Source organism: Martinezella rhizogenes, assembly GCF_000799715.1.
In the GTDB taxonomy this organism is placed as follows: Bacteria; Pseudomonadota; Alphaproteobacteria; order Rhizobiales; family Rhizobiaceae; genus Rhizobium; species Rhizobium rhizogenes_C.
The window spans coordinates 957,207-982,650 of record NZ_JUHG01000011.1 but is presented as its reverse complement, the minus strand read 5'-3'; the positions used below and the strand labels follow the sequence as shown (position 1 = coordinate 982,650).

The window sequence follows — 25,444 nt, the reverse complement described above, 5'->3', positions numbered from 1 at the left end:
TACCGCCATGAAGATAGCTGACAAGCGCGTTTCGAATGACTATCTCGTGAGAAACGGCTGTATTCAGGACTAAGTGCAAACCGGGACGGAACGATGGCAAGCGAAGAAATCAGGTCGACCAGCGATGCGGCAAGTCTGGCTGCGCTGATTTCGCGCGCGGCTGGCGACAGTGGCGGACGCAAGAAGGGCCTGCCGCCCGTCGATCGCTGGAACCCACCGTTTTGCGGCGATATCGATATGGAAATCCGCGCCGACGGCACCTGGTTCTATATGGGTACGCCGATCGGCCGCGCGCCGCTGGTTCGGTTGTTTTCCACGGTTCTGCGTAAGGATGCGGATGAGAAGACCTATCTCGTCACCCCTGTGGAAAAGGTCGGCATCCGTGTCGTCGACGCGCACTTCGTCGCCGTGGAGATGAGCGTGACCGAACGGGACGGCAAACGGCTCCTGACGTTCCGCACTAATGTCGGCGATGTCGTCGAGGCGGGTCGGGAGCATCCGATTCGCTTCGTCATCCGCGGCGACAATGATGAATTGAAACCCTATCTGCATGTTCGCGGCCGGCTTGAAGCGCTGGTGACACGCGCGGTGATGTATGATCTCGTCGAACTCGGAGAGACGGTGGTGATTGCCGGGCGGGAGATATTTTGCGTGCGCTCCGGCACCTCTGTCTTTCCCGTCATGCCGGTTGCCGAACTGGACGCGCTGACGCGATGAGCGAATTTCCTCTTTATTCCGCCGGTGAATTCCGGCGACGTGCGCTCAATCAGAGCGGCGGACCGGTCGAGCTTGCCTGGCGCGACCATGGCGACCATGTGCTCAATCCGGAAACGATCCTGCAAGTCGAAGGGCAGACGCTGCGCGATGCGGCGGTGCTGGTGCCGGTGGTGGATGACGGCGAGGACGCCAAGGTCATCTTCACGCTGCGCACCTCGACCTTGCGCAAGCACTCCGGCCAGATCGCCTTTCCCGGCGGCGCCATTGATCCGGAGGATGCGTCGCCGGAAATGGCGGCGATGCGCGAGGCGGCCGAGGAGATCGGCCTGGCGGATATCTTTATCGAGCCGGTGGCCCGATTGCCCCATTATCTGGCCGCAACTGGCTTTCGCATCACGCCGATCCTCGCGGTGGTCAAGCCCGGCTTCGAACTGGCGCTCAATCCGACCGAGGTGGAGGATGCTTTCGAGGTTCCGCTCTCCTTCCTGATGGATCCGGACCATCACGTTACCGACAGCATGGTATGGCAGGGAATCGAGCGTCAATTCTATCGCATGCCCTATGGATCGCACATGATCTGGGGCATTACCGCTGGCATTGTCCGCACGCTTTATGAAAGGCTTTATTCATGACTTCCGTTGCCGGCGAGACCTGGTTCAAGGACGAGGCCCTGCAGCGCGTGCTGTCCCTGCTGAATGCTAATGGTGGCGAGGCGCGTGTCGTCGGCGGCGCGGTGCGCAATAGCCTGCTGGGGTTGCCTGTCGCTGATATCGATATTGCCACGACCCTGCTGCCGCAGGCGGTCATCGAAAGGGCGGTTGCCGCCGGTATCAAGGCGGTGCCAACGGGTATCGCGCATGGGACGGTGACGCTGGTCATCGATGGAAAACCGTTTGAGATCACCACCTTGCGCCGCGATGTTGAAACCGATGGTCGCCGTGCTCAGGTGGCCTTCAGCAATGACTGGCAGGCGGATGCCGAGCGGCGAGACCTGACGATCAACGCGCTCTATGCTTCTGACGATGGCGAGGTCGTCGATATGGTCGGCGGGCTTGCCGATCTCGAGCGCCGCAATATCCGCTTTATCGGCGACGCGGCGACGCGGATCGCCGAGGACCATCTGCGTATCCTGCGTTTCTTCCGCTTCTTTGCCTATTACGGCAGTGGTCGACCGGATGCCGACGGGTTGCGCGCCTGCGCGGCGGCGCGCTCCAAGATCGCATCGCTGTCGGCGGAGCGTGTCTGGTCGGAGATGAAAAAGCTGCTTGCGGCCAAGGACCCGGGCCGGGCCTTGCTGTGGATGCGGCAGGTCGGGATCCTGACCGAGGTGCTGCCGGAGACCGAGAAATGGGGCATCGATGCCATTCCGGCGCTGGTCTCCACGGAACAGGCGCTCGGCTGGACAGCCGATCCGCTGCTGCGGCTTGCGGCCATCGTGCCGCCGGACGCGGCGCGGCTGGCAAAGCTTGCCGAAAGGCTGCGACTGTCGAAGGCGGAGGCCGCCTATTTGCAGGGCTGGGCGAATGCGCCCGGTCTCAAGGACGATATGTCGGAAGCGGCCTTCGATCGCTTGCTCTACCGCTATGATACCTCTGGCGTCGGCGCTCGGCTGAAGCTGGCGCTTGCCGTTGCGCGGGGCAAGGCGGAAGCTGATTTCGAGGAGATGGCACGCACGGCCCGGCTGGGCAGGCTGCTGGAGCGGACGACACGCTGGAAGAAGCCGGTGTTTCCGGTCAGCGGCGCGGATGCCTTGACTGCGGGCGTCAGCGCAGGTCCTCGGGTCGGCGATATCCTTGGCAAGCTCGAGCAGCAATGGCTCGACGGCAATTTCGCCATGGACCGGGCGGCGCTGCTCGCCCGGCTGAAGGAGTTGATCGAGTCCTGATGTCCACGGGCTGGTGACTAGGCGGCGTTCGCTTCGTCGCGAATGCGGGTCTTGATATTGTCGACCATGCTTTCCCGGATGATCGTCTCGCCATGGGCGTTACGCATGTGCTCGACGGCGCGACGAACCACCTCGGCATCGTCATTGGCGCGGGTGTGCCAGTCGCAGCCGGGCACGAGCGTACCACATTCGAACAGTCGCATATCTGCCTCCTGATATTTCAACGCGATGTCATTTCTTCATGCCGGAGGGCACGAAGGTCGAAACGCGATAGGTGAGGAAAGGTTTCGTGCGCCCGGCAAGGCTTTTCTCCTGCCGGACGATGCTTTCCGGACATCAGTCCGGCATGGCCCACGCTTTGAAGCAATCCGCGGATTGATACGTCGCGCCCAGTTTTTGCCGCGCTGGGCGATCCACTGCCATGCGGGCGATTTCGCCAGGCGACTTGCCCGCAAACTGCATCCTGACCTGCTCGACAAAGCAGGAGAGAGGCAGATCCGATCCGCTTCTGACCCGCATATCCTCGGCCAGCCGGATGATGAAGTCCGGCGTGTCGACGCCATGCGAAAGCTTCTGTTCAGTTGCAATCTCCGCCACTTGATTCTGTACTGCCATAACAACCTCCTCCGATTGAAACGCGCATTACCTAACCTTAAGTACTCCTCCGATGTTTTAATGCTGGCGCTTACGGCCAACGCACCACGGGCGGCAGGGACGATAGGATCGACTCAACATTGCCGCCTGTCTTCAGCCCGAATATTGTACCCCGATCATAGAGCAAATTGAACTCCACATAGCGTCCGCGACGGATCAATTGTTCGTCACGATCCTCTTCGGTCCATGCTTCGTTGAAGTTCGAGCGCACGATCCGGGGATAGACCATCGAGAATGCGCGGCCGACATCGCGGGTGAAGGCGAAATCGGCATCCCAGCCGCCGGCTTCTTCCGAGGAATGCAGCCAGTCGAAGAAAATGCCGCCGATACCGCGTGATTCATTGCGGTGCTTCAAATAGAAATACTCGTCGCACCATGCCTTGTAGCGCTGGTAGTCCGCCACCTTATGGCGATCGCAGACGATCTGCATCGCGCGGTGGAAGAGGACGCTATCGGTGTCTTCCTGCGTGCGCCGACGGTTGAGCATCGGCGTCAGATCACAGCCGCCGCCGAACCATTGGCTTGTCGTTACCACCATGCGGGTGTTCATGTGTACGGTCGGCACATTCGGATTGACCGGATGGGCGATCAGCGACAGGCCGGAGGCCCAGAAGCGGGGATCTTCTTCGGCGCCTGGGATCTGGCTGCGAAAGTCGGGCGAGAATTCGCCATAGACGGTCGATGTGTGGATGCCGACCTTCTCGAAAACGCGGCCTTCCATCATCGACATGCGGCCGCCGCCGCCTTCGCCGTTCTCCCGCTGCCAGTCCTTGGCGACGAAGCGCCCCGGCGTCTGATCGGACAGGGGACCGGCGAGCTCGTCTTCCAGCTGTTCGAACTCGGCGCAAAGTGCGTCGCGCAGGCTCTGAAACCAGCCTTGCGCCGCTTCCTTCTTTTCTTCGATGTCCTCGGGCAGTTCCTTGGGGAGGTTCGGTCGTTCCATATGTGCTCTCCGGATACGGGCGGCCAGAGGCCCGCGATTCGATTTGTCGCTTTGAATATCAGCAACATCGTGGCGGAACCAGCACGCTGGTCCCTCGGGAGAATCGACTCGCAAATTGCCAAATGCGGTATTATGTTCCCTCTTAAAGGCGAGGTTTCATGATGAAGATACCCGGACCGCCGCCCCTTGACGGGTTGAAACGCAGAATGCTCCGGTACCGGCAGGAAAATCCCACCGGTAGAAAAAGCGAATTTGTTCGCGAGACCTTTTGCCTCAGTCGTCCGGAAGCACGCGCCAAGGCGCGTGAATGGTTCGATGCTTTCCCAAAAGCTGCTTACTGGACCGAAGTCGAAAGCTGGCGACAGGTCGACGGCGACCGCATCGAGTTCACCATGCGGCGCCTGCCATCGGCGGATTGATCGGAACGTCGTCGGCGGTTTGAAACGGCTACTGCGTGTTCCGCAGCCGGCTCTCGATCAATAGCCCGCTTTCATCCAGGATCGGATGCGCCACGGAGACGATGTGGGCGTTGATGCGCTTCAGGTCGCGCAGCATGTCGAGATGCAGCGAGCTGGTCTGCAGGCTGTCGACGCGGCCGTCGCGCAGGCGTTCGAGATGGCGCTCGGAGGATTGCTTCTCCAGCCGGCGGACATCGACTTTTACTTCCATGAGCTGACGAGCGAGGTTGAAATCGCGGGTGACGAAGATGGTCTGGGCGATGCGCAGATTGTCGATCGTCATGCTGAAGAGCTTTTGCAGCTCCTGATAACCGTCGTCCGAGAAGGTCAGGCCCTTGCCGATCTTCTTCGCCACCTGTTCGGCCAGGCCCTTTTCGATGATGTCGCCGATATGCTCGAGGTTGATGGCATAGTCGATGATGACGATCGAGCGGCGGCCGTTTTCGTCGTCCAGCCCCTCGCGCCCGAGCTTGGAGAGATAGATCTTCACCTCCTGCTGGATGCGGTCGACACGCTTTTCCAGACCTGCAATTTCCTTCAACGGCGACAGGTCGTTGTGGTTGAAGGAATTTTGCGTGCGGATCAACATGCGTTCGATGAGATCACCGACACCGAGGACTTCGCGCGTCGCGCTGGCGAGCGCCACGACTGGCGTGCTGAGTGCGTTATGATCGAGAAACTTCGGTCCGTCATCGGTCTGCGGATCGTCGCGCACCAGCCGCAGCATCGTCTTCGACAGGAAGGACGAGAATGGCCAGGCGCAGATGGCGAGGGCGATGTTGAAGAGCAGGTGCACGTCGACCGGCAGCTTGGCTGGCGAAAAATGCAGGCCCTGCATCCACGCGCCGATATAGCTTGCAAAGGGTAGGACGATGAGACAGCCGATGGTGCGCACGATCAGGTTGCCAAGCGTCACGCGCCGAGCGGTGGCGGGGCCGGAGAGAGTAGCCACGACGGGTGGGATCGCGCCGCCGAGATTGGCGCCGAGCACGAGCACCACTGTCAGCGCCGGAGATAGAATACCGGCCGAGGCAAGTGACAGGATCAGCACGACCACGGCGAGGCTGGACGAGGAGACGAAGGCGAGCACAGCCGAAAAGATCAGCGCCACCGGCAGCGCGCCGTCGAGCAGGCCGATGAAAGCGGCAAGCGCTGGAGATTGCCGCATCGGCTCCGTGGCGAGGCTCAGGAGCTGCAATGACAGCAGCATCAGGCCGATGCCGATCAGGGCTGTGCCTGCGCCCTGTTGCGTGGTGGACGAGCGACGATAGAGCACGATGCCGATGAGGATGATCAGCGGCGACAACCATTCGATGCCGGTCGCGACGATCCAGGCCGTCACCGCGGTGCCGACATTGGCGCCGAGCAGCACGATCTGGGCCATGCTGGGCAGGACGAGATCGCGCTCGACGAAGGAGGCGATCATCAGGGCCGTTGCGGTTGAGCTTTGCAGCGCCACGGTTGCGACGAAACCGGATACGAAGGAACGAAGACCGCCGCGTGTGCCGCTGGCAAGGCCGGTTCTGAGCCGTGCGCCGAAGGCACGCGATACACCATCCTTTACCTGTGCGAGGCCGAATAGCAACAATGCCACGGCTCCGAACAGGTTGATCATCACGACGGTGGATTCCATGTCGTCTTTTTATATCTTTCTCATGCCGTGATGCCATTGACGATAGGTAAAGCCTAAGCGGAAGTCACTGAAAAGGCATGGATTTCTGTGGCTTTATCTGCTTTGGGAATCGAGACATTTTTGCTTGCCGGCTAAGAATTATACGCCCGCAATGCCCATGCTCCAACACCATACGCGACATATTGAGGCAATATTTGCGCAGTGCCCGATTTTAGTGCGGTTTCGGTGGTGGCAGTTCGGCGGAGGAACTGATTTCCTTCGGTGGAATATCGGGTAAGGTCTTGTCCGAGAAAGCCTTTTTTACCTTTTCAATCGTTACAGACCGCCGCTTCGGTTGCACTGAAGGCGATGCGGCAATGGGTTCGTTCGTCGAAGTCTCTGTTTTCGCCGCGACATGCAGCGCCGACGCGGGCTGAGCCTTTTGGGCAATCGGTTCGGCGGCCAGGATCTCTTTCAGCACTGATGTCACCGGCAGGTGGCTGTGCAAATCCGTATTGGTATGATGCCCGGCATGCGGAATGCGACGGTCGGCGGTAATGAACGGCCGCGAATTCATTTCGCCGAACCAGTCCCACTCGCCGATGACGTCGATGACGTCGGAAAAGATCGGTGGCATGGCGATGCGGGTGCTGATGGTGATTATCTTCGTGTTTATCGCCAGTTTTGCGACGCGGGCCTCATCCTGCTTGCCGAGGTCGTGAAGTGCTGCCGAGAGCACCAGGTTGCCCTTGGAGTGCCCGACGAGCAGATGGAAGGAGAAACGGGGATCGGCCAGAAGCGCGCGCACGGTGCGGGTGTCCAGGCTGGTGCGCGAGGTTGTTTCGTCGCTGCGCGCGTCGGCGGCGCCGAATTTCGGCCGACCGGCAAGGTCGTCCAGCATTTCAAGGACAGGGCGCAGACCCTTGAGATGGCCGAAGAAGAAATGCCCGCCGAGCGTCTCGGTGACGACATCGGCGAGGCCATAGCCGGAAACGACGACTGCGACGGGAGCGTCGATCGCGTCTGCAACGTTGCGGGCAAAGGCCGCCGCGCCGAGTGCGGAGCCACCGATGCCGGCGACTGCCAGCACTTGCACGTCAAGGCCGCCGCGCCGCGCGAACTCTTCCAGCGTCTCGCACAGAATGATTGCGCCGGTGCCGCTCGGCGGTACGATCATGATCGTACCTTCTGCGGCCAGAGAGTCGCTGATGTAGAAAGCTTCGTCGGGAGTGATGATCTTGACGTCGTAAAACAGCGCGTCGAGCGTCGTGTTGCGCTGGCGAAGCGCTTCCAGGGCGAGATTGCGCACCGGCGAGTGTTGTAGCCGTTCGGGAAGGCTGAGGGTGCGCGCAAATTGCGTGAGTGTGAGAGTGAATGCCGTCTGGAACATGGGTCACCTCGCCAAGGCTGCCGTAAGTTAGAGCATTCCAATTGAAAGCTTCTCACACTTTATTTGGCAAGCCAACGACAATTCACGACCACATCGTCTGCCGCAAAGCCTCGCCTGATATCATCGCCACGGACATGGCCAGATTGATGGAGCGTTGGCCTTCGATCATGGGAATCAGGATGCGGCCATCCGCCGTTTCGTGGACGTGATCAGGCACGCCGGCACTCTCGCGGCCGAAGAGCAGGATATCGTCTTCCCGGAAGGCGAAATCCGTGTAGGGTTCGGCCGCCTTGGTGGAGGCGAGCACCAGTCGCCGCCCGGTTGTCGCACGCCAGATTTCGAAATGTTCCCAGGTGACATGTCGCTTCAGCGAGACAGCGGACAGGTAGTCCATGCCGGCGCGCTTGAGGTTGCGGTCCGATATGTCGAAGCCGGCGGGCTCGATGATATCAACGCCAAGGCCGAGGCAGGCAGCAAGCCGCAGGATCGTGCCGGTGTTGCCGGGGATGTCGGGCTGGTAGAGGGCGATGCGCAGCGAAGTCATGGGTTGCAACTAGCGAAAACACTTGGATTTGTCTTCGGGTATTCGGCGAATACCACTGTTTTTGTGATGACCCCCATCAGCAAAATTGAAGATTTCGGCGCGTTTTTAGGCATATTTCGCTTTTCAAAGCTAAAAATGCACGGTAAAAGGGAGCCGCTCTGCAACTTGCGACATAGGGAGGCTCAGATGAATATATCTTTTGTGATGATGCGCCCCCTGGCCATGCGCACATGGCTGTGATTCAGGCGCTCTAAAGCGCATTTTCGCGAGTTTCCCCTTTTTCGATTCGTTACGCGGCTGGTATGGCCTCGTTCTTTTATCACCCGGCCACCATATCAGTCTGCGATCCCTTGAGATGCAGCAGTCGTGGCCAAAGGGTCGAGTCTTTGGAGCGTTTCATGTTTGGCTGGTTCGAGCAGCGATTAGATCCCTTTCCGAGCGAAGTGCCGGGCGTTCCGCCGCGCGGGCTGTTTGCCTTCTGCTGGCATTATACCAAGCCGGCCGCGCCCTGGCTGATCGCCATGGCTTTTCTCACCATGCTGATCGCGATCGGTGAGGTGGCGCTGTTCCAGTTTCTCGGCAATATCGTCGACTGGCTGACGAAGGCCGACAAGGCGACTTTCCTGCAAAACGAATGGCACAAGCTGTTCTGGATGGGCGCCATGGTGCTCGTCGGCCTGCCGCTGGCCGCCGTGCTCGACAGTTTCATCATGCATCAGGTCCTGCTCGGTAATTATCCGATGATCGCGCGCTGGCAGATGCACCGCTTTCTGCTGCGCCACAGCATGACCTTTTTCGCCAACGAGTTCGCGGGCCGCGTCGCCACCAAGGTGATGCAGACCTCGCTTGCCGTGCGCGAAACGGTGATGAAGATCCTCGATGTCTTCGTTTATGTCGCGACCTACTTCCTATCGATGATCGTGGTCATCGCGGCCGCCGATTGGCGGCTGATGCTGCCGATCCTGCTTTGGCTCGCCATCTATATTGGCATTGTCGCCTATTTCGTTCCGATCTTGCGCAAGATCGCCGCGCAGCAGGCGGACGCGCGCTCGACGATGACCGGCCGCGTCGTCGACAGCTATACGAATATCGCCACGGTGAAGCTGTTTTCGCATGCGGGCCGCGAGGAGACCTATGCCAAGGCAGGGATGCAGGAGTTCCTCGACGCTGTGCATCTGCAGATGCGCAAGGTGACGCTGTTCAATGCCGCTGTTTACATCAACAACTGCGCGGCGCTGTTCGTCGTCTCGGCGATGTCCCTCTGGTTCTGGCTCGGCGACTCCATCTCGGTCGGCGCCATTGCCATCGCCATCGGTCTTGCCATGCGCATGAACGGCATGTCGCAATGGGTGATGTGGGAAGTCTCGGCGCTGTTCGAGAATATCGGCACGGTCTATGACGGCATGGACATGATGACGAAGCCGCATGATATCGTTGATACAACCTCGGCAGCGGCGATCACCGCCAAGCAGGGGGCGATCCGCTTCGATCATGTCCGCTTCCATTACGGCAAGGCCAAGGGTGTCATTGACAACCTGAGCTTCGATATCCGTGCCGGCGAGAAGGTCGGCCTTGTCGGTCGCTCCGGCGCCGGCAAGACGACGCTGATGAACCTGCTGCTTCGGTTCTACGATCTGGAAAGCGGGCGCATCACCATCGACGGCCAGGATATCTCCAAGGTGACGCAGGACAGCCTGCGCTCGCTGATCGGCGTGGTGACGCAGGATACGTCGCTGCTGCACCGTTCGATCCGCGACAACATCGCCTATGGTCATCCGGAAGCGACGGACGCCGATATCATCCAGGCGACCAAGCGCGCCAATGCCTGGGAGTTTGTCGAGGGTCTGGTCGACATGCAAGGCCGCACGGGTCTCGACGCACAGGTTGGCGAGCGTGGCGTCAAGCTCTCCGGCGGCCAGCGGCAGCGCATCGCGATCGCCCGCGTCTTCCTGAAGGACGCGCCGATCCTGGTGCTGGACGAGGCAACCTCGGCGCTCGATTCCGAAGTGGAAGCGGCGATCCAGGAAAACCTCTTCGCGCTGATGGAGGGCAAGACGGTGATCGCGATTGCCCACCGCCTGTCGACACTGACCGAAATGGACCGCCTGATCGTTCTCGACCATGGCCACATCATCGAGACGGGCACGCATCAGGATCTGGCCCAGCAAGGCGGCATCTACGCCGACCTCTGGAACCGCCAGTCCGGCGGCTTCCTGGCGGACCATGAAGAGACCGAGGCGGCGGCGCAATGAGGATCAAGGGAAGGGCGGGCTTCAGGGCTCGCCCTTTTCGATTGGGGTAAAATGCTATTGAATGATGCGGTCAGTTTGGTCGATATCCATCTCACCCGATGTTCGTTTGACGGTCCGCGGGTTTGCAAACATGACAAAAATATAATGTTTTCCACCCTCGGCATTCCTTTGCGCCCTCGGTGAAACCTCCTATATCGCATGGGATGTTGATCCGCTCTGTCTACCGGCTGTTTGAGACCTGGATTGATCCCTACTACCGCAGTGGCGATCTTCGGCCGCCGCGGTCGCTCTGGGCGTTCATCTGGTATTATGTCGGTCAGGCGAAAGGGCCGTTCCTGGCGATGGCGGTGCTTGGCGGTGCCGTGGCAATGCTTGAAGCCGCGCTGTTTTGGTTCGTCGGGCATCTCGTCGATATTCTGGACAAGGTACAGCCGGGCGAGGGCTGGCCGGGGCTGCTTGCCGGCCATGGCGGCACGCTACTCGGCATGGTCTTCGTCGTGCTGGTCGTGCGGTTCCTTGTGGTGAGCCTCGGCGCGCTGGTCGAGGAGCAGGTGGTCGTTCCCGGCTTTCTCAATCTTGTGCGCTGGCAGGCCTATGCGCATGTCGCGCGTCAATCGATAAGCTTCTTCCAGAACGATTTTTCCGGCCGCATCGTTACCAAGGTCTGGTCGGCGGGGCAGTCGACGGGCGATCTCGTCGTGTCGCTGCTGCAGGTGGTCTGGTTCATCATCATCTATGCCGCCTCGACCATCGTGCTGGTTGGCGGGCTGGACTGGCGTCTGGCGCTGGTAATCGCCATCTGGATCGGCGTCTTCTCGCTGCTTGCCCGCTATTTCGTGCCGCGCATCCGCCGTCATGCCCGCAACTCCGCTGAAGCTGCGTCGGTGTTGAACGGGCGCATGGTCGATGCCTATGCCAATATCCAGACGCTGAAGCTCTTCGGCCGTGAAGAGCAGAACGACGATTATATCCGCAACGGCTTCGACCGTTTCCAGGCGGCGGTCATGCCGTTTACGCGACTTCTGACCGGCGTGCGCTCGTCGCTGGCGCTTCTGTCGGGTGTCATGATCACGACGATCGCGGCCCTTGCCATCCATCTGTGGCTTGCCGGCGAAATCTCGACCGGCGGCGTTGCCTTCACGCTCAGCATGGTGCTGCGGCTCAACATGCTCTTCGGCCGGATGATGTCGCAGTTCAATGCGATCATGCGCAATCTCGGTACGATCCAGAATTCGGCGGAAATGATCTCGGAGCCGATCGGTCTGATCGACCGGCCTGGCGCCAGGGATTTGCAGATCGTTCGTCCGGACATTCGCTTCGAGCACGTAACCTTCCACTATGGTCGCGGCAGCGGCATCATTGAGGATTTCTCGCTGACCGTTCGCGCCGGCGAGAAGGTCGGCATCGTCGGCCGTTCCGGCGCCGGCAAGACGACGCTCGTCAATCTGCTCCTGCGCTTTTACGATCTCGAAGGCGGCCGTATCCTGGTCGACGGACAGGATATCGCCAAAGTCCGGCAGGAGTCGTTGCGCGCCGAGATCGGCATGGTTACCCAGGATACGGCGCTTCTCAATCGCTCGGTCCGCGACAATATCCTCTTCGGCCGTCCGCGGGCGAGTGAGGAGCAGATGGCGCAGGCGACCCGGCGAGCGGAGGCCGACAGCTTCATCGCGACGCTGGAGGACCAGAAGGGGCGAAAAGGCTATGCCGCACATGTCGGCGAGCGCGGCGTCAAACTTTCCGGCGGCCAGCGCCAGCGCATCGCCATTGCCCGCGTCATGCTGAAGGACGCGCCGATCCTGGTGCTGGACGAGGCGACCTCGGCGCTGGATTCGGAAGCCGAGGCGGCGCTGCAATCCAATCTCGAAACGCTGATGGAAGGCAAGACGGTGCTGGCCATCGCGCATCGCCTGTCGACCATCGCCAAGCTCGACCGGCTGATCGTCATCGACAAGGGCAAGATCATCGAGGACGGCACGCATGACGAACTGATTGCCCGTGGCGGCCTCTATTCCGAGCTTTGGGCACGCCAATCTGGCGGTTTTATCGCAGAGGACGCCGAGTAGCGCCGTCATCGCAAGCGTCACTCGATCTTCCGAGAAGCTCGTGCAAAATCAAAGAGCTACTTCGAAACGCTGAACTCGGTCATCAGACCAAAATGGTTCGAGCCCATGGCATCCGGTATCTGTCGCACGGATATCAGCTGCAACGGCGCGCGGGCGAAGACATGGTCGATGGCGATGCCGTAAGCACCAGCCATAACCGGCCAGGTGGCGGGCTCCGGAAAGATGTGGCCGAGCCCGGTATCGTTGAGGAAATCCCGCATATCGGGGGCAATGACCGACGCATTGAAATCACCGGCAAGGATCAGCGGTCCTTGAATATCCTTGAGGATCGGGCCGAGAATGCTCAACTCGTCGGCATGAAATTCATCGAAATAGGGCTTGCTCAGATGCGCCGAAACAAAGTTCACCGGCTGACCATCCATGTCGATGGTCACGAGGATGAAACGATTGCGCCAGAGGCTGCCGAGGCTGCGCATATCCTGTGCCCGAAACGGACGCTTCGACAGTAAAAGTGAATCGCATTCGGTGGTCATATCGCTGCAGCCGATGCGATAGGGGTAGGTACCACTGATACGCTGCAACTCGGTTTTGATTGGCTCAGCCTCGAAAATCTCCACGACGTCGGCATTGGAGCCCAGGATGAAGTCGGCGATGCGGGTGCCGTTTTCGAAATTGCTGTTTTCGATATTGAACGAGAGCAGCTTGAAACTTTTGCCCGCGCTGGGTGCCGCCAAAGGGGCGGCGGCATATTCCCGCAGCATCAGGACAGAATGGACTGCAAGCCCGATACCGAAGACGACCAGGAGAACCGCGTACCAGTGCCGCCGGAAAAGCAGCGCGAGCAGGGCAAGGGCAATGCCGAAAAGACTGAAATGCGTCTGCAGGCTCTCGAAGAAGGCGAGTAGCCAGAGATCTAAGGCATAGCGTGCCGCTAGCGTGACCAGCAACAAAGTCGCGAGCACGCATAAAACGCAGTAAATCGTCTGCCTCATAAACATATCCTTGGCATTGCTAAAACGCGACTCAAAAGCGGGCGGCAGTACGTGAAATGGTGCATGATGCCGTCATGAAATCTATCGGGATTGAAGGCGAGGAAAGACTGTCGTCTTAGAGATCAATGACCAGCGTGTCATTGAATTTGTTGCGATGCAGCATTGAAATCATTGTTTATTTTGCTCTGCAATAAGAAATTTTATTATGCGAATCTTACGGTTTTTCATGCTCTTACGCCGATTTGACTGACGGCGGAGGTTCTAAGCTCGGTGCTCGCAGCCAAATTGCGCGCTTTTGCCGCGACATTGTGCCTCCACCCCTTGCCAAGACTGGACATAATTTGCGATCAAGCTTAGAACGCGGCGGGATACGGAGGAATCTATGGCGGAATTATGGTCGCGTTGATTCGCCGGTAGTGAGGGGGTACCGCAGCGCCTAGCTGCGGTTTTGCGGAAGAGGATGGTCCGGCTTTGAGCGAGCATACTACGAGTGAAACCACGGGCGAGCCAACTCGCCGAGATTTCCTTTATCTGACGACGGGCATGGCCGGTGCGGTCGGCGCGGTCGCCGTCGCATGGCCATTTATCGACCAGATGCGGCCGGATGCCTCGACGCTTGCCCTTGCTTCCATCGAAGTTGACGTGTCGAGCCTCGAGCCGGGCATGTCTCTGACGGTGAAATGGCGCGGTAAGCCCGTTTTCATCCGCAACCGCACGCAAAAGGAAATCGACGATGCCAAGGGCACGCAGGTCTCGGATCTGAAGGACCCTGTCGCTCGCAATGCCAATCTGGCAGCGGATGCGCAGGCGACCGATGTCGCGCGTTCGGCCGGTGACGGCAAAGAGAACTGGCTCGTCATGATCGGCGTCTGCACGCATCTCGGTTGCATACCGCTCGGTCAGGCAGGGGAATATGGCGGGTGGTTCTGTCCCTGCCATGGTTCGGTCTATGATACTGCCGGTCGCATCCGCCATGGGCCGGCGCCGCAGAACCTCGCCATTCCGCTATATGCGTTCACCGCAGAAAAAAAGATCAAGGTCGGTTGAGGGGGAACTGAATCATGAGTGGTCATTCGTCTTACGAGCCATCAACAGGGCTCGAAAAATGGGTCGACGCGCGGTTGCCGCTACCGCGTATGGTCTATGACAGTTTCATTGCCTATCCGGTCCCGCGCAATCTGAATTATGCCTATACGTTCGGCGCCATGCTGGCCGTGATGCTTATCCTGCAAATCCTGACTGGCGTCGTTCTTGCCATGCATTATGCGGCGGACACGACTGTTGCCTTCAACTCGGTTGAGAAGATCGTTCGCGACGTCAATCATGGTTGGCTGCTGCGCTACATGCACGCCAATGGCGCGTCCTTCTTCTTCGTCGCGGTCTATCTCCACATCGCCCGCGGGCTCTATTACGGTTCCTACAAGGCGCCGCGTGAGATCCTCTGGATTCTGGGCGTGATCATCTATCTCCTGATGATGGCGACGGCCTTCATGGGCTACGTTCTGCCCTGGGGCCAGATGTCCTTCTGGGGCGCGACCGTTATCACCGGCTTCTTCTCGGCCTTTCCCTGGGTCGGCGACTGGATCCAGACCTTCCTGCTCGGCGGCTTCGCCGTCGACGATCCGACGCTCAATCGCTTCTTCTCGCTGCATTATCTGCTGCCGTTCATGATCGCGGGTGTCGTTATCCTGCACATCTGGGCGCTGCATGTGACCGGCCAGACGAACCCGACCGGCGTCGAAGTCAAGCTGAAGACCGATACCGTGCCCTTCACGCCCTATGCGACGCTGAAGGATGCGCTCGGCGTTTCCATCTTCTTGTTGGTATTCGCCTATTTCGTCTTCTACCTGCCGAACTTCCTCGGCCATGCCGACAACTACATTCCAGCCAATCCGCTGAAGACGCCGGCCCACATCGTTCCGGAATGGTACTTCCTGCCATTCTACGCGATGCTGCGCTCGATCACCTTCAACATCGGCCCGATCGACTCCAAGCTTGGCGGCGTTTTGACGATGTTCGGCGCGATCATCGTGCTGTTCTTTCTGCCTTGGCTGGATACGTCGAAGATCCGCTCGGCGGTCTATCGTCCCTGGTACAAGCTGTTTTTCTGGCTATTCGTGGCCGATGCCGTTCTGCTCGGCTGGCTCGGTTCGCAGCCGGCGGAAGGCAATTTCGTCGTGATCTCGCAATTCGCGACGCTGTTCTACTTCCTGTTCTTCCTCGTTGCCATGCCGGTTCTCGGCCTTGTCGAAACACCGAGGCGCATTCCAAATTCGATTACGGAGGCGGTCCTTGAGAAGCAGAGCGGCAAGACAGCCGTTCCGGCTCAAGCGTAACCGGGGAAGAGAACAATGAAAAAGCTTGTTGCCGGCCTTCTGTCGCTCGTACTTATCGGTGGCTTTGCCACGGTAGCCGCCGTTGCCGCGGAGACCAAGCCAGCCGCCGAAGAAGCGACACCGCACTACCCGCTCAAGGAGCCGAGGACCCAGCACTGGAGCTTCTCCGGCCCCTTCGGTTATTACGACAAGGCGCAGCTTCAGCGTGGCCTCAAGGTCTACACGGAAGTCTGTTCCGCCTGCCATTCGATGAAGCTGGTGGCCTTCCGCACGCTGGGCGAACTCGGCTATTCGGAAGCGCAGGTCAAGACCTTCGCGGCGAACTACGAAGTGCAGGACGGTCCGAACCCTCAAGGCGAGATGTTCACACGCAAGGCGCTTCCGTCCGACCATTTCCCGTCGCCATTCCCGAACGACGAAGCGGCAGCCGCCTCGAACAACGGGGCTGTGCCGCCGGACATGTCGTTGCTTGCCAAGGCGCGCGAAATCGAGCGCGGCTTCCCGCAGTTCGTTTTCGACATCTTCACGCAGTATCAGGAAGGCGGCCCGGATTATATCTACTCGCTGCTGACCGGCTACGAAGAACCGCCGGCTGGCTTCCAGGTTGCGCAGAACTCGCACTATAATCCGTATTTCGATGCGGCCGCGACTTTCGCCATGCCGAAGCCGCTTTCCGACGGTCAGGTCACCTATGACGACGGCTCGCCGCAGACGGTCGATCAGTATTCGCACGATGTTTCCGCCTTCCTGATGTGGGCCGCGGAGCCGCATCTGGAGGAGCGCAAGCACCTCGGCTTCATGGTCATCATATTCCTGCTAATCTTCTCGACGCTGATCTATCTCACCAAGCGGTCGGTCTATGCCAAGGCCGGCGCTCACTAAGCAGGTCGGCCCTCCAATCAACAAAAGGCGGCCCGTTGTGGTCGCCTTTTTTGTTGGTATCGTGCACGCGTCTTGATAGGGTGCGACCGGCCTTATCTTAGCCTGAGAGTACATATTTCCATGAATACTATCGCTTCGGAGCTTGCCGCCAGCATTCGCTCCATTCCGGACTATCCCAAGCCCGGCATCATCTTCCGCGACATCACCACGATGCTCGGCAATGCCAAGGCGTTTCGCCGGGCCGTTGATGCGCTGGTGCAGCCCTATGCCGGCAACAAGATCGACAAGGTCGCCGGCATGGAGGCCCGCGGCTTCATTCTGGGCGGCGCGGTGGCGCATCAGCTGTCGGCCGGTTTCGTCCCGATCCGCAAGAAGGGCAAGCTGCCGCACGATATCGTGCGTATCGCCTATAGCCTGGAATACGGCGTCGACGAGATGGAGATGCACCGTGATGCGGTGAACCCCGGCGAAAAGGTGATCTTGGTCGACGACCTGATCGCGACGGGCGGCACCGCCGTTGGCGCCACCCAGTTGCTACGCCAGATAGGCGCCGAAGTCGTTGCCGCCTGCTTCGTCATCGACTTGCCGGATCTCGGCGGCCGCAAGAAGCTGGAAGCACTCGATGTGCCGGTCCACACGCTGGTGGAATTCAGCGGGCATTGAAGACCAACTTGCCTTCGCCTCAAACGGGGCGAAGGTGTTTATTCAAACTCCAGCACAGTGCTCTCGAAGCGTATTACCGGCACACCATGCTGGTTCGTTCCGTCACACAGGATGGTGTTGAGCGTCCATCCGGGGCGTGATGCCAGTGGGCGGCTGGAAAGCAGGGTGACGCCGTAGGTGACGGTGTCGCCGGCAAAGACCGGGCGCAGCCATTGCAGCTTCTGGAAGCCGGCAGAGGGGCCGAGATTAGGTGGTTTTTCGCCCTCGGCGATCAGGCGGGCGGCTTCGCCTTTCCAATAGTCGATGAAGGTCCTCATCCAGGCTGCGCAGGTGTGCCAACCGGAAGCGCAGAGGCCGCCGAACAGCGTGTCCTTGGCGGCTTCCGCGTCCATATGGAAAATCTGTGGGTCGAAGCGTGAGGCGAAGCGGACGATGTTTTCGGCCGTAAACGTATGGCTGCCGATCTCGGCCCGTTCGCCGATGGGATAGAGCTCCGTCATCCTCATGCCGAGACCTCCACTGGCGAACGCATACGGATCATGGTGGCGTTCTCGCCGAGGCAAACGAGTTCGCCGTGCTGGTTCTTCACCTCATGCCGGAACTTGACGATGCCGATGCCAGGGCGAGAGCGCATGGCACGGGATTCGAGCACGATCGAGTGGCCGGAGAGCGTGTCGCCGGCGAGAACCGGCTTTTTCCAGTCCATGAAATCGATGCCCGGCGCGCCCTCGGACTCGGTGTTGAGCAGATAGCTGTCGCACATCATCCGCATGAACATCGCCGAGGTGTGCCAGCCGGAGGCGGCAAGCCCGCCGAGAATGCTCGCGTGGCCGGCGGCCTCGTCGAGATGCATCGGCTGCGGATCGAACTCGCTTGCGAATTCAATGATTTCCTCGGTCGTCACATGCTTCGGCCCGAGCGGGAATTCCTGCCCCGGCTGAAAATCCTCATATGTTAGTTTCGCCATATCCGTTAGCGACCTCCTCATTCCTCCCGAGCGCAATCGCATACCGAACAGGAACGGTGCAAGTATTTTCGTGGTCGCTGTGCGGAAACGGCGCGGCGAATGCGTGCCGTGAATGCGGCTTGGGCCGCGTTACCGTCGGGCTGTTGCCACCCTTTGTTCGGGGGAGATTGCCGGCACTCAAGTGAGGCCGGCAATCCCTTCATTCTTTAGGCGTTGAAGAGGAAGTTGAGGACATCGCCATCCTGGACGACATATTCCTTGCCTTCCGAGCGCATCTTGCCGTTTTCCTTGGCGCCGACTTCGCCCTTGAAAGCGACATAATCGCTATAGGCGATGGTCTGGGCGCGGATGAAGCCGCGTTCGAAATCGGAGTGAATGACGCCGGCGGCCTGCGGGGCCTTGGTGCCTTGCTCGATCGTCCAGGCGCGCGTTTCCTTCGGGCCGACGGTGAAATAGGTGATGAGGTGCAGCAGCTTGTAGCCGGCGCGGATCAGCTGGTCGAGGCCGGCTTCCGCGAGGCCGAGCTCGGAGAGGAACTCCATGGCTTCCTCGGCGGGCAGTTGCGCCACTTCTGCTTCGATGGCGGCGGAGATGATCACCACTTCGGAATTCTGCTCCTTCGCCATGGCGGCGACGGCGGCCGTATGTTCGTTGCCGGTGACGGCATCGGCTTCGGCGACGTTGCAGACATAGAGCACGGGATGCGAGGTCAGAAGGTTCAGGCTCTTGAGGATACGGAGTTCTTCTTCATCGAGTTTCGACAGCAAGGTGCGAACCGGCTTGCCTTCGTTCAACAGCTTGAGCGAGGCTTCCATCAGCGGCAGCATCGCCATGGACTCCTTGTCCTTGCCGGTGGCGCGCTTGCGCGTCTGCTCGGTGCGGCGCTCCAGACTCTCGAGGTCGGAGAGCATCAGCTCGGTCTCGATGGTCTCGGCGTCGGCAACCGGATTGATGCGGCCCTCGACATGGGTGATGTCGCTGTCTTCGAAGCAGCGCAGCACATGCACGATGGCATCGACTTCGCGAATGTTGGCGAGGAACTGGTTGCCCAGGCCTTCGCCCTTCGACGCGCCGCGCACCAGGCCGGCAATATCGACGAAGGAGATGCGTGTCGGGATCAGCTCTTTCGACTTGGCGATCTGGGCAAGCTGCTCCATACGCGGATCGGGAACCGCCACTTCACCGGTGTTCGGCTCGATCGTGCAGAACGGATAATTCGCCGCCTGCGCCGCCGCCGTCTTGGTCAGCGCGTTGAACAGAGTAGACTTGCCGACATTCGGCAGCCCGACGATACCGCATTTGAAACCCATGGCACCTTGTCCATATCTTGAAAATCTTTGCAGTGCGTATGGGGGAAGGGCCGTTGCGGGTCAAGTCTTGTGCAGACAACGAGCCGATTTTCCGGGGCATCCCAGATCATCCGGTAGACGAAGCGCAAAGCGAGTCTTGTAAGTAAGGCATAATCGCCTTACTTTATTCGATAAAGGAGCTTGTGATGGTGAAGCTGAAGGTTACGTCAAAAGGCCAGGTGACCCTGAAGAAAGAAGTGCTGAATCATCTTGGCATTAAACCGGGCGACGAGATGGAAATCGATCTGCTGCCGCAGGGCAGGGTGGCGATACATGCTGTAGAACGAAAATTGCCGATCGAAAGTATCTTCGGGATGTTCAAGAACGAGGAAGGCTTGCATTTCACCATCGACGAAATCAATGAAGCCATTGCCGCGGGATGGGCGGGTGAGGCCAAACCTTGAGCATTGTTGCCGATACCAATGTCTTTCTTCGCACGATCATCAACGACGATCCGGATGAGGCAGAAAGGGCACGACGACTTTTTGCCGAGACTGACAAGATCATTATTCCGACGATAACGCTCTGCGAGACCATATGGGTTCTTCACAGTCGATATCGAGTTCAAAAGGCACAGCTTGTCCAGCTTGTCACACGTTTGCTTCAAACAGAGAAACTTGTTCTTGATCGCGCTGCCGTGGAAGCGGGGCTTGCGTTGTTGCAAGCTGGCGGAGATTTTACCGATGGCGTTATAGCTTTCGAGGGTCGCCGGCTGGGTGGCGATACTTTTGCTACCTTCGACAAGAAGGCCGCCGCGCTATTGAAAGGCGTCGGCCAAAATTGCCTTCTGCTCACGACCGATTGATCCAAACTGCTATTGTGGAACACTCGTCTCGCTTGAATGGCCGGTTGCGGTGCGGTATAAACCTGTTATCAGCAACAAGCTCTTTTCCCCTGTCATCAACGGTGGCTCCGATGAGTGACAATGACGTTGTCCTAAAACCGAAGACCAAGACGAAACCCAAGGTCGAGCGGCCGAAGCTTTATAAGATCATTCTCGTCAATGATGATTATACGCCGCGCGAATTCGTCATCATGGTGCTGCAGGCCGTCTTCCGCATGAGCGAGGAGGCCGGTTATCGCGTGATGATGACCGCGCATAAGCTTGGCAGCTGCGTGGTGATGGTCTGCGCCAGGGACATTGCCGAGACCAAGGCGCAGGAAGCGATCGATCTGGCGAAAAGTGCCGACTTCCCGTTGATGTTCACCACCGAGCCGGAAGAGTAGAGTTTCGGAGAGGGTGAATTGTCAGCCCGCAATAGGGCGGCGGATCTGGAAGCCGGTTTTGTCCTGCGAGAAGCCGCAATTGGCATAGAAGCGCAGCGTTGCGGGTGTCTTCGAGCCGGTGAGCAGCATTACCTTGTAGCAATTCTTCTCCCAGGCTGTGGCAATGGCCTTGTGGATCAGCGCCCGTGCATGGCCGCGCTGGCGATGGTCGGCATGGGTGACGACATTTTCGATTAGCGCGTAAGACGCCGCGCCGCGCGTCAGGTTGGGGATGATGGCCAGCGTGACGGAGGAGATGGCAAGGGGGCCGGCGAAGGCAGCAAAGATCGTCATTCCGGGATGCGCCAGGATTTCGGCAAAGCGGCTTTCCGCCAGCGTCGGTTCCAGTTCCGGATCACTGTGATTAAGGTGCCGGTAGCGCGCGAGAAGGGTAGGAAGATCGCCTGCAACGACCGGACGGATCACCACCGTGTCGCCGCCGTTTACGGCCCCTAGCATCTCAATCGTCCTTCTTACCGAACATTCTCTTCAGCATCTCGGCCATCGGGCCGCTCTCGGGCATGCGCGGCTGGTTATGGTTGCGGGCCTGATGGATATGCGATTTGGCGACAGTCTTTTTTTCCGGCTTCGGCGCCGGTTCTTCCGCCTTGCCGCCCAGCGCTAGCGCGATCTTGTTCATCAGCTGCGAATCCTCGCCGCGCACCAGCATGTCGGCGTTATCGGCGAGCGCGTCGAACATCGGCTCGAGCCAATCGCGATCCACTTTGGCGAAATCGCCGAGCACATGATTCTGTACCAGCTCCTTGACGCCGGGATGACCGATGCCGAGACGAAGGCGCCGGTATTCCCGGCCGCAATGGGCGTCGATCGACTTGATGCCGTTGTGGCCGCCATGGCCGCCACCGGTCTTCAGCCGCGCCTTGGCGGCGGGCAGGTCGAGTTCGTCATAGATGACGACGAGGTCGGAAGGCTCGAGCTTGTAGAAGCGCATGGCCTCGCCGACGGATTCGCCGGACAGGTTCATGAAGGTCTGCGGCTTGATCAGCAGGACCTTCTGGCCACCAAGTTCGCCTTCGGAAATCTCCGCCCTGAACTTCTTCGACCAGGGTGAAAAGCTATGCCGACGATGAATAGCGTCGACGGCCATGAAACCGATATTGTGACGGTTGCCCTGATATTTGGCGCCGGGATTGCCGAGGCCCACGATGAGAAGCATGCGCTTCACCCTTTGGAAAATGCCGATGCCCTTCACGACAGGGAATTGACGGCAAAGTCAAGGCGGGACCTTTCGTCAGCCGCCGAGGTGCAGGCCGTATTTCAGGAATATCCGCTTCTGCGTGCCGTCGGCAATCAAGCTGTCGAGCGCTGTCTGCATCCTCTTCAGCAGATCGTCCGGAAAGTCCTTCTGGCAGGCGATGCCCATGGGCTGCGCGGAGAGAACGGTTACCTTCTCAACGGCGTTGCCTTCTCTCCTCAATTTGTCGAAATAGCTTTCGGAGATTGGCATCAGGTCGATGCGGTCGCTCATCAGCTTTTTCAGCGTCGCCCTGAAGTCGCTGGCGACATCGATCCGTGGGAAATTGGCCTGCCGTAAGGCGGCCTCGGTATAGTCTTCCCGCCAAGTGCCGACAGCATACTTCCGCGCTTCATCGAGGGTGGCGGCGGTGACATTGGATCCGCTATGCTTGATCAGGATGTTGCGGTCGACCAGCAGCGGCTGGACCCATTTGAACAGCTTGTCGCGCTCTTCATTATGGGCGGTGGCGAAGACGCAGGTCATCGACACCGTCTGCGCCTGGGAATAGGCCCGTGCCCACGGCATGACCTCGATCGAGTAATCGACGCCGATATCGGCCATCACCTTACGCACCTGCTCGACGGTCGCACCGACGACCGTCTTGCCATCGCGATAGTTGAAGGGCGGATATTCTTCCGTGGTGAAGGTGATGGTTTCTGCTCGGGCCACAGAGAGAAGGCTGGAGGAGGAGAGGCTAAGAAGGGCGAGGAGCAGCGGTTTCAGCATGTGTCCTTCTCTCGCTATGATGCTTGCGCTACGGAGGGGAGGCTGCCTGCTCGCGGTTCCGCGAGCGTTTTCATCAGATCGTTTGGATGTTGTGGCCGGTGGAACAGATAGCCTTGACCGTAATCCAGCCCCATGATGCGCAGTGTCGTGCACTCCTCTTCGGTCTCGATGCCTTCGGCGATGACGGTGCAATTCATCTTGTGCGACAGCGTCGTGATACTTTCGACCAGCATGCGGCTCTTGGCACTCACATCCGAAGCGGTGTCGTTGATCGCGCGGATGAAGGATTGGTCGATCTTGATAATGTCCACCGGGAAGCGGTTGATGTAACTCAGCGACGAATAACCCGTGCCGAAATCGTCGAGCGCGATGCGGCAGCCGTAGCGGCATATCTCGTTGATGACCATGCGCGTTTCAGGATTGTCGTCCATCAGTACCGCTTCGGTGATTTCCACAACGATCCGTTTGGGGGAGATATCGTGGCGGGAGAGCAGGGCGGCGATGCGCACGGGCAGTTCCGGCTCGAATTGCAGCGGCGAAAAATTGATGGCCAGATAAGTGTCCTGCATGCCATCGAGGCGCGAGAGACGGGCAAAATTGGAAACCGCCTTCTCCATGATGCGATTGCCGATACGAATGATCGAGCCCGTCTCTTCGGCGACCTCGATGATCCGGGCTGGAGGCAGAATGCCTTTTTGCGGATGATGCAGCCGCATCAGCGCCTCGAAACCGGCGATGGAGCGATCATCGATATTGACGATCGGCTGCAGGTAAGCCTCGAACCAGTCCTCGCTCAGCCCGCTTTCGATATGGCTCTCGAGTTCGGCGCGGCGGCGCGAGGCATCCAGCATGCTGTTGTCGAAGATTTGCGCGCCGTTCTTGCCATCGTGCTTCTTGGCATACATGGCGATATCGGATTTCAGCAGCAGTTCCGCGGCATTGGCGGCATGGCGGGGGTAGATGGCGATGCCTATACTGGCGCTGAGGCGGGCGTCGCCACCAAAGGGGGTTTCGAATACCTCGGCGATACGGGTTGCCATATCGACTGCCCTCGCTTCAGCGTCCTCGGCAAGCAGTAGGATAGCGAATTCATCACCACCAAGGCGGGCGGCGATGTCGCCGGGTTCCAGCCGTGCCTGCAAGCGCGCAACCAGTTCGCGTAGAGCCGCATCGCCGGCGGCATGGCCCTTGTTATCGTTGATCCATTTGAAGCGGTCGAGATCGATGAAAAGGCAGGCAAGCTCGCGCTTGCGCTTGTCCGCCTCGTTGATCTTGGTGTCGAGTGCCGTTTCAAAACCCTGGCGGTTCAAGAGACCGGTCAGGTGATCGGTGATTGCCTGGCGCAGGTTCCGGTCCTCGGACTGCTTGAGATCGGTGACATCGGTCATGACCGAGAGCGAAAGACCATCCTGGATTGCCGTCGTCTCGAGGATCAGCACGTCCATGACCCGATCATCGCGGCAGTGGAATTTCACGGTGACGTCGAAACGGTCGGCGCTGTCGGGATGGCTGCGTTTGCGCTCGATGTATTTCGCGCGCGATTCCGGCAGCACCAGGCTTGCAAACTTGCGTCCAAGCACATTGGAGCGGGCATAGCCGGTGGCGGCCAGCCAATAGTCGCTGACGGCGGCGATGCAATCGTCCTTGTCGAGGGAGAACAGCATAGCTGGCGTCAGATTGTAGGTATCCGTGGCGCGGCGATGGGCGAGCTTCAGCTCGGTTTCCTCGCGCTCCAGCTTGCTCTGCATCTCGTTGAAGCTGTTGGCGAGCCGACCCATTTCGTCGTTGGACTGCCAATCGACATGGTGGCGTGAACCTAGCCGCCTCGTCGCTTCGATAGCGTGGGTCAGCCGCATCAGCGGCTGAATGACAAAGATGCGGTTGCCGATCAGGGCGGCGCCGAAAACGGTCAACACGGCGAAGATGAAGATCGAGATGAAGACGATCTCCTCGCTCTTCAATCCGTCGAAGAGGCCGAGCGTCGGGTAATAGACGGTAATGGTGCCGAGGTTTCTTGCGCCGTCCACGCCATTGTAGATGATCGGGCGTGAAACGGCCTCCAACAGGCCCTTGTAGGATTTCGGGATAGTTGATTGCGTGACGTCGAGCTGGCCGGAGAGATCGCGTACATTGACCTTGACGATGGCGCCCTCGGCGACCGTCGTGGCGCTGATCTGTGTGACGCTATCCTCGTCAAGGTCCCACAGCGGTTTGGCCAATGCCTGGGCGTTGGCGATCAGCAGGACCGAGATATGGTCCTTGATTTCCTTTTCGGCGCGTCCGGACGACAAGAAAAGAAACAGCACAAAGAGGGGCGCGACGAAAACCAGCAGCGCGCCGCAGACGATCGCGAAAAACCTGTTTTCGACGGAATGATTCATAGTTCCGCTTGCTCCCCGGTCGTAGACCGGCTGATCTTGGGGCGGGCCGTTCTCTACAACTGTTTGGCGTAAAATTTCACGAATGTGTTAAATGTTGCTGAAA

At 59.4% G+C, this 25,444-nt stretch carries 27 protein-coding genes; 13 read left to right on the top strand and 14 right to left on the bottom strand.

Annotation, left to right across the window (positions count from 1 at the left end; all coding sequences use genetic code 11):
* The first annotated feature begins 93 nt into the window (after positions 1 to 93).
* From EX00_RS08690 to EX00_RS08680, 3 genes are read left to right on the top strand one after another with little or no spacing between them, the layout of a single operon-like run.
* The gene (locus EX00_RS08690) at positions 94 to 717 is read left to right on the top strand and encodes a DUF1285 domain-containing protein (protein WP_047456361.1); all 624 of its coding nucleotides are present in this window, start codon (positions 94 to 96) and stop codon (positions 715 to 717) included.
* A complete protein-coding gene (locus EX00_RS08685; protein ID WP_047456359.1) occupies positions 714 to 1,349 on the top strand; it encodes a CoA pyrophosphatase in 636 nt (211 codons plus the stop codon). The genes EX00_RS08690 and EX00_RS08685 overlap by 4 nt, the downstream gene beginning before the upstream one ends.
* Positions 1,346 to 2,602 carry a CCA tRNA nucleotidyltransferase gene (locus EX00_RS08680; protein WP_047456357.1) on the top strand — a complete coding sequence of 419 codons (1,257 nt, stop codon included), beginning with the start codon at positions 1,346 to 1,348 and terminating at the stop codon, positions 2,600 to 2,602. Before EX00_RS08685 ends, EX00_RS08680 begins: the two co-directional genes overlap by 4 nt.
* A gap of 17 nt (positions 2,603 to 2,619) precedes the next feature.
* On the opposite strand, the gene EX00_RS08675 is transcribed toward EX00_RS08680, so the two are convergent.
* From EX00_RS08675 to hemF, 3 genes are all read right to left on the bottom strand, one after another.
* Positions 2,620 to 2,805, bottom strand: coding sequence for a DUF1059 domain-containing protein (locus EX00_RS08675; protein WP_047456355.1), 186 nt, complete (start codon positions 2,803 to 2,805; stop codon positions 2,620 to 2,622).
* 133 nt (positions 2,806 to 2,938) lie between these two features.
* Positions 2,939 to 3,217 (bottom strand): hypothetical protein, encoded by a 279-nt coding sequence (locus EX00_RS08670; protein ID WP_047456353.1) that lies wholly within the window; start codon positions 3,215 to 3,217, stop codon positions 2,939 to 2,941.
* Positions 3,218 to 3,287: 70 nt separating this feature from the next.
* Complete coding sequence (gene hemF, locus EX00_RS08665; protein WP_047456352.1) at positions 3,288 to 4,199, bottom strand: oxygen-dependent coproporphyrinogen oxidase; 912 nt, start codon at positions 4,197 to 4,199, stop codon at positions 3,288 to 3,290.
* Positions 4,200 to 4,357: 158 nt separating this feature from the next.
* Here hemF and EX00_RS08660 point away from each other — a divergent pair, with 158 nt between their 5' ends.
* Positions 4,358 to 4,618: a hypothetical protein gene (locus EX00_RS08660; protein WP_047456350.1), complete on the top strand. Its 261-nt coding sequence runs from the start codon at positions 4,358 to 4,360 to the stop codon at positions 4,616 to 4,618.
* Between the two features lie 28 nt (positions 4,619 to 4,646).
* On the opposite strand, the gene EX00_RS08655 is transcribed toward EX00_RS08660, so the two are convergent.
* From EX00_RS08655 to EX00_RS08645, 3 genes are all read right to left on the bottom strand, one after another.
* A complete protein-coding gene (locus EX00_RS08655; RefSeq protein WP_047456348.1) occupies positions 4,647 to 6,290 on the bottom strand; it encodes a Na/Pi cotransporter family protein in 1,644 nt (547 codons plus the stop codon).
* Between the two features lie 211 nt (positions 6,291 to 6,501).
* Positions 6,502 to 7,659, bottom strand: coding sequence for a hypothetical protein (locus EX00_RS08650; protein WP_047456346.1), 1,158 nt, complete (start codon positions 7,657 to 7,659; stop codon positions 6,502 to 6,504).
* 82 nt (positions 7,660 to 7,741) lie between these two features.
* On the bottom strand, positions 7,742 to 8,203 hold the full coding sequence (locus tag EX00_RS08645; protein WP_047456344.1) for a tRNA (cytidine(34)-2'-O)-methyltransferase: 462 nt from the start codon (positions 8,201 to 8,203) through the stop codon (positions 7,742 to 7,744).
* A gap of 398 nt (positions 8,204 to 8,601) precedes the next feature.
* On the opposite strand from EX00_RS08645, the gene EX00_RS08635 reads away from it, so the two are divergent.
* Positions 8,602 to 10,455 carry an ABC transporter ATP-binding protein gene (locus EX00_RS08635; protein WP_047456340.1) on the top strand — a complete coding sequence of 618 codons (1,854 nt, stop codon included), beginning with the start codon at positions 8,602 to 8,604 and terminating at the stop codon, positions 10,453 to 10,455.
* A 203-nt stretch (positions 10,456 to 10,658) separates the two neighbouring features.
* Positions 10,659 to 12,521 carry an ABC transporter ATP-binding protein gene (locus EX00_RS08630; RefSeq protein ID WP_047456338.1) on the top strand — a complete coding sequence of 621 codons (1,863 nt, stop codon included), beginning with the start codon at positions 10,659 to 10,661 and terminating at the stop codon, positions 12,519 to 12,521.
* Between the two features lie 56 nt (positions 12,522 to 12,577).
* On the opposite strand, the gene EX00_RS08625 is transcribed toward EX00_RS08630, so the two are convergent.
* Positions 12,578 to 13,513 carry an endonuclease/exonuclease/phosphatase family protein gene (locus EX00_RS08625; RefSeq protein WP_047456335.1) on the bottom strand — a complete coding sequence of 312 codons (936 nt, stop codon included), beginning with the start codon at positions 13,511 to 13,513 and terminating at the stop codon, positions 12,578 to 12,580.
* Between the two features lie 471 nt (positions 13,514 to 13,984).
* Between EX00_RS08625 and petA the strand changes: the two genes are divergently transcribed.
* From petA to EX00_RS08605, 4 genes are all read left to right on the top strand, one after another.
* Positions 13,985 to 14,560, top strand: coding sequence for a ubiquinol-cytochrome c reductase iron-sulfur subunit (gene petA / locus EX00_RS08620; RefSeq protein WP_047456333.1), 576 nt, complete (start codon positions 13,985 to 13,987; stop codon positions 14,558 to 14,560).
* Between the two features lie 14 nt (positions 14,561 to 14,574).
* Complete coding sequence (locus EX00_RS08615; RefSeq protein WP_047456331.1) at positions 14,575 to 15,849, top strand: cytochrome b; 1,275 nt, start codon at positions 14,575 to 14,577, stop codon at positions 15,847 to 15,849.
* A 15-nt stretch (positions 15,850 to 15,864) separates the two neighbouring features.
* Positions 15,865 to 16,731, top strand: a complete 867-nt coding sequence (locus EX00_RS08610) for a cytochrome c1 (protein WP_047456329.1) — start codon at positions 15,865 to 15,867, stop codon at positions 16,729 to 16,731.
* Between the two features lie 120 nt (positions 16,732 to 16,851).
* Positions 16,852 to 17,394 (top strand): adenine phosphoribosyltransferase, encoded by a 543-nt coding sequence (locus EX00_RS08605; RefSeq protein WP_047456327.1) that lies wholly within the window; start codon positions 16,852 to 16,854, stop codon positions 17,392 to 17,394.
* 38 nt (positions 17,395 to 17,432) lie between these two features.
* On the opposite strand, the gene EX00_RS08600 is transcribed toward EX00_RS08605, so the two are convergent.
* The 3 genes from EX00_RS08600 to ychF all read right to left on the bottom strand — a co-directional run bounded on the left by EX00_RS08600 (position 17,433) and on the right by ychF (position 19,671).
* Positions 17,433 to 17,900 carry a MaoC family dehydratase gene (locus EX00_RS08600; RefSeq protein WP_047456325.1) on the bottom strand — a complete coding sequence of 156 codons (468 nt, stop codon included), beginning with the start codon at positions 17,898 to 17,900 and terminating at the stop codon, positions 17,433 to 17,435.
* Positions 17,897 to 18,361, bottom strand: a complete 465-nt coding sequence (locus tag EX00_RS08595) for a MaoC family dehydratase (RefSeq protein WP_047456323.1) — start codon at positions 18,359 to 18,361, stop codon at positions 17,897 to 17,899. Before EX00_RS08595 ends, EX00_RS08600 begins: the two co-directional genes overlap by 4 nt.
* 206 nt (positions 18,362 to 18,567) lie before the next feature.
* Entirely contained in the window at positions 18,568 to 19,671 is a 1,104-nt protein-coding gene (gene ychF, locus EX00_RS08590) for a redox-regulated ATPase YchF (protein ID WP_047456321.1), read from the bottom strand.
* Between the two features lie 185 nt (positions 19,672 to 19,856).
* Between ychF and EX00_RS08585 the strand changes: the two genes are divergently transcribed.
* From EX00_RS08585 to clpS, 3 genes are all read left to right on the top strand, one after another.
* The gene (locus EX00_RS08585) at positions 19,857 to 20,114 is read left to right on the top strand and encodes an AbrB/MazE/SpoVT family DNA-binding domain-containing protein (protein WP_047456319.1); all 258 of its coding nucleotides are present in this window, start codon (positions 19,857 to 19,859) and stop codon (positions 20,112 to 20,114) included.
* The gene (locus tag EX00_RS08580; RefSeq protein WP_234708990.1) at positions 20,111 to 20,515 is read left to right on the top strand and encodes a type II toxin-antitoxin system VapC family toxin; all 405 of its coding nucleotides are present in this window, start codon (positions 20,111 to 20,113) and stop codon (positions 20,513 to 20,515) included. The genes EX00_RS08585 and EX00_RS08580 overlap by 4 nt, the downstream gene beginning before the upstream one ends.
* 110 nt (positions 20,516 to 20,625) lie before the next feature.
* On the top strand, positions 20,626 to 20,937 hold the full coding sequence (gene clpS / locus EX00_RS08575) for an ATP-dependent Clp protease adapter ClpS (RefSeq protein WP_012651940.1): 312 nt from the start codon (positions 20,626 to 20,628) through the stop codon (positions 20,935 to 20,937).
* A gap of 21 nt (positions 20,938 to 20,958) precedes the next feature.
* Here clpS and EX00_RS08570 read toward each other — a convergent pair whose 3' ends face one another.
* The 4 genes from EX00_RS08570 to EX00_RS08555 form a co-directional block, all read right to left on the bottom strand.
* Positions 20,959 to 21,435: a GNAT family N-acetyltransferase gene (locus EX00_RS08570; RefSeq protein ID WP_047456315.1), complete on the bottom strand. Its 477-nt coding sequence runs from the start codon at positions 21,433 to 21,435 to the stop codon at positions 20,959 to 20,961.
* Position 21,436: 1 nt separating this feature from the next.
* The gene (pth, locus tag EX00_RS08565; RefSeq protein WP_047457602.1) at positions 21,437 to 22,153 is read right to left on the bottom strand and encodes an aminoacyl-tRNA hydrolase; all 717 of its coding nucleotides are present in this window, start codon (positions 22,151 to 22,153) and stop codon (positions 21,437 to 21,439) included.
* A gap of 75 nt (positions 22,154 to 22,228) precedes the next feature.
* The gene (locus EX00_RS08560) at positions 22,229 to 22,960 is read right to left on the bottom strand and encodes a substrate-binding periplasmic protein (protein ID WP_047456313.1); all 732 of its coding nucleotides are present in this window, start codon (positions 22,958 to 22,960) and stop codon (positions 22,229 to 22,231) included.
* A 14-nt stretch (positions 22,961 to 22,974) separates the two neighbouring features.
* Positions 22,975 to 25,341 carry a putative bifunctional diguanylate cyclase/phosphodiesterase gene (locus EX00_RS08555; RefSeq protein WP_047456311.1) on the bottom strand — a complete coding sequence of 789 codons (2,367 nt, stop codon included), beginning with the start codon at positions 25,339 to 25,341 and terminating at the stop codon, positions 22,975 to 22,977.
* Positions 25,342 to 25,444 lie beyond the last annotated feature (103 nt).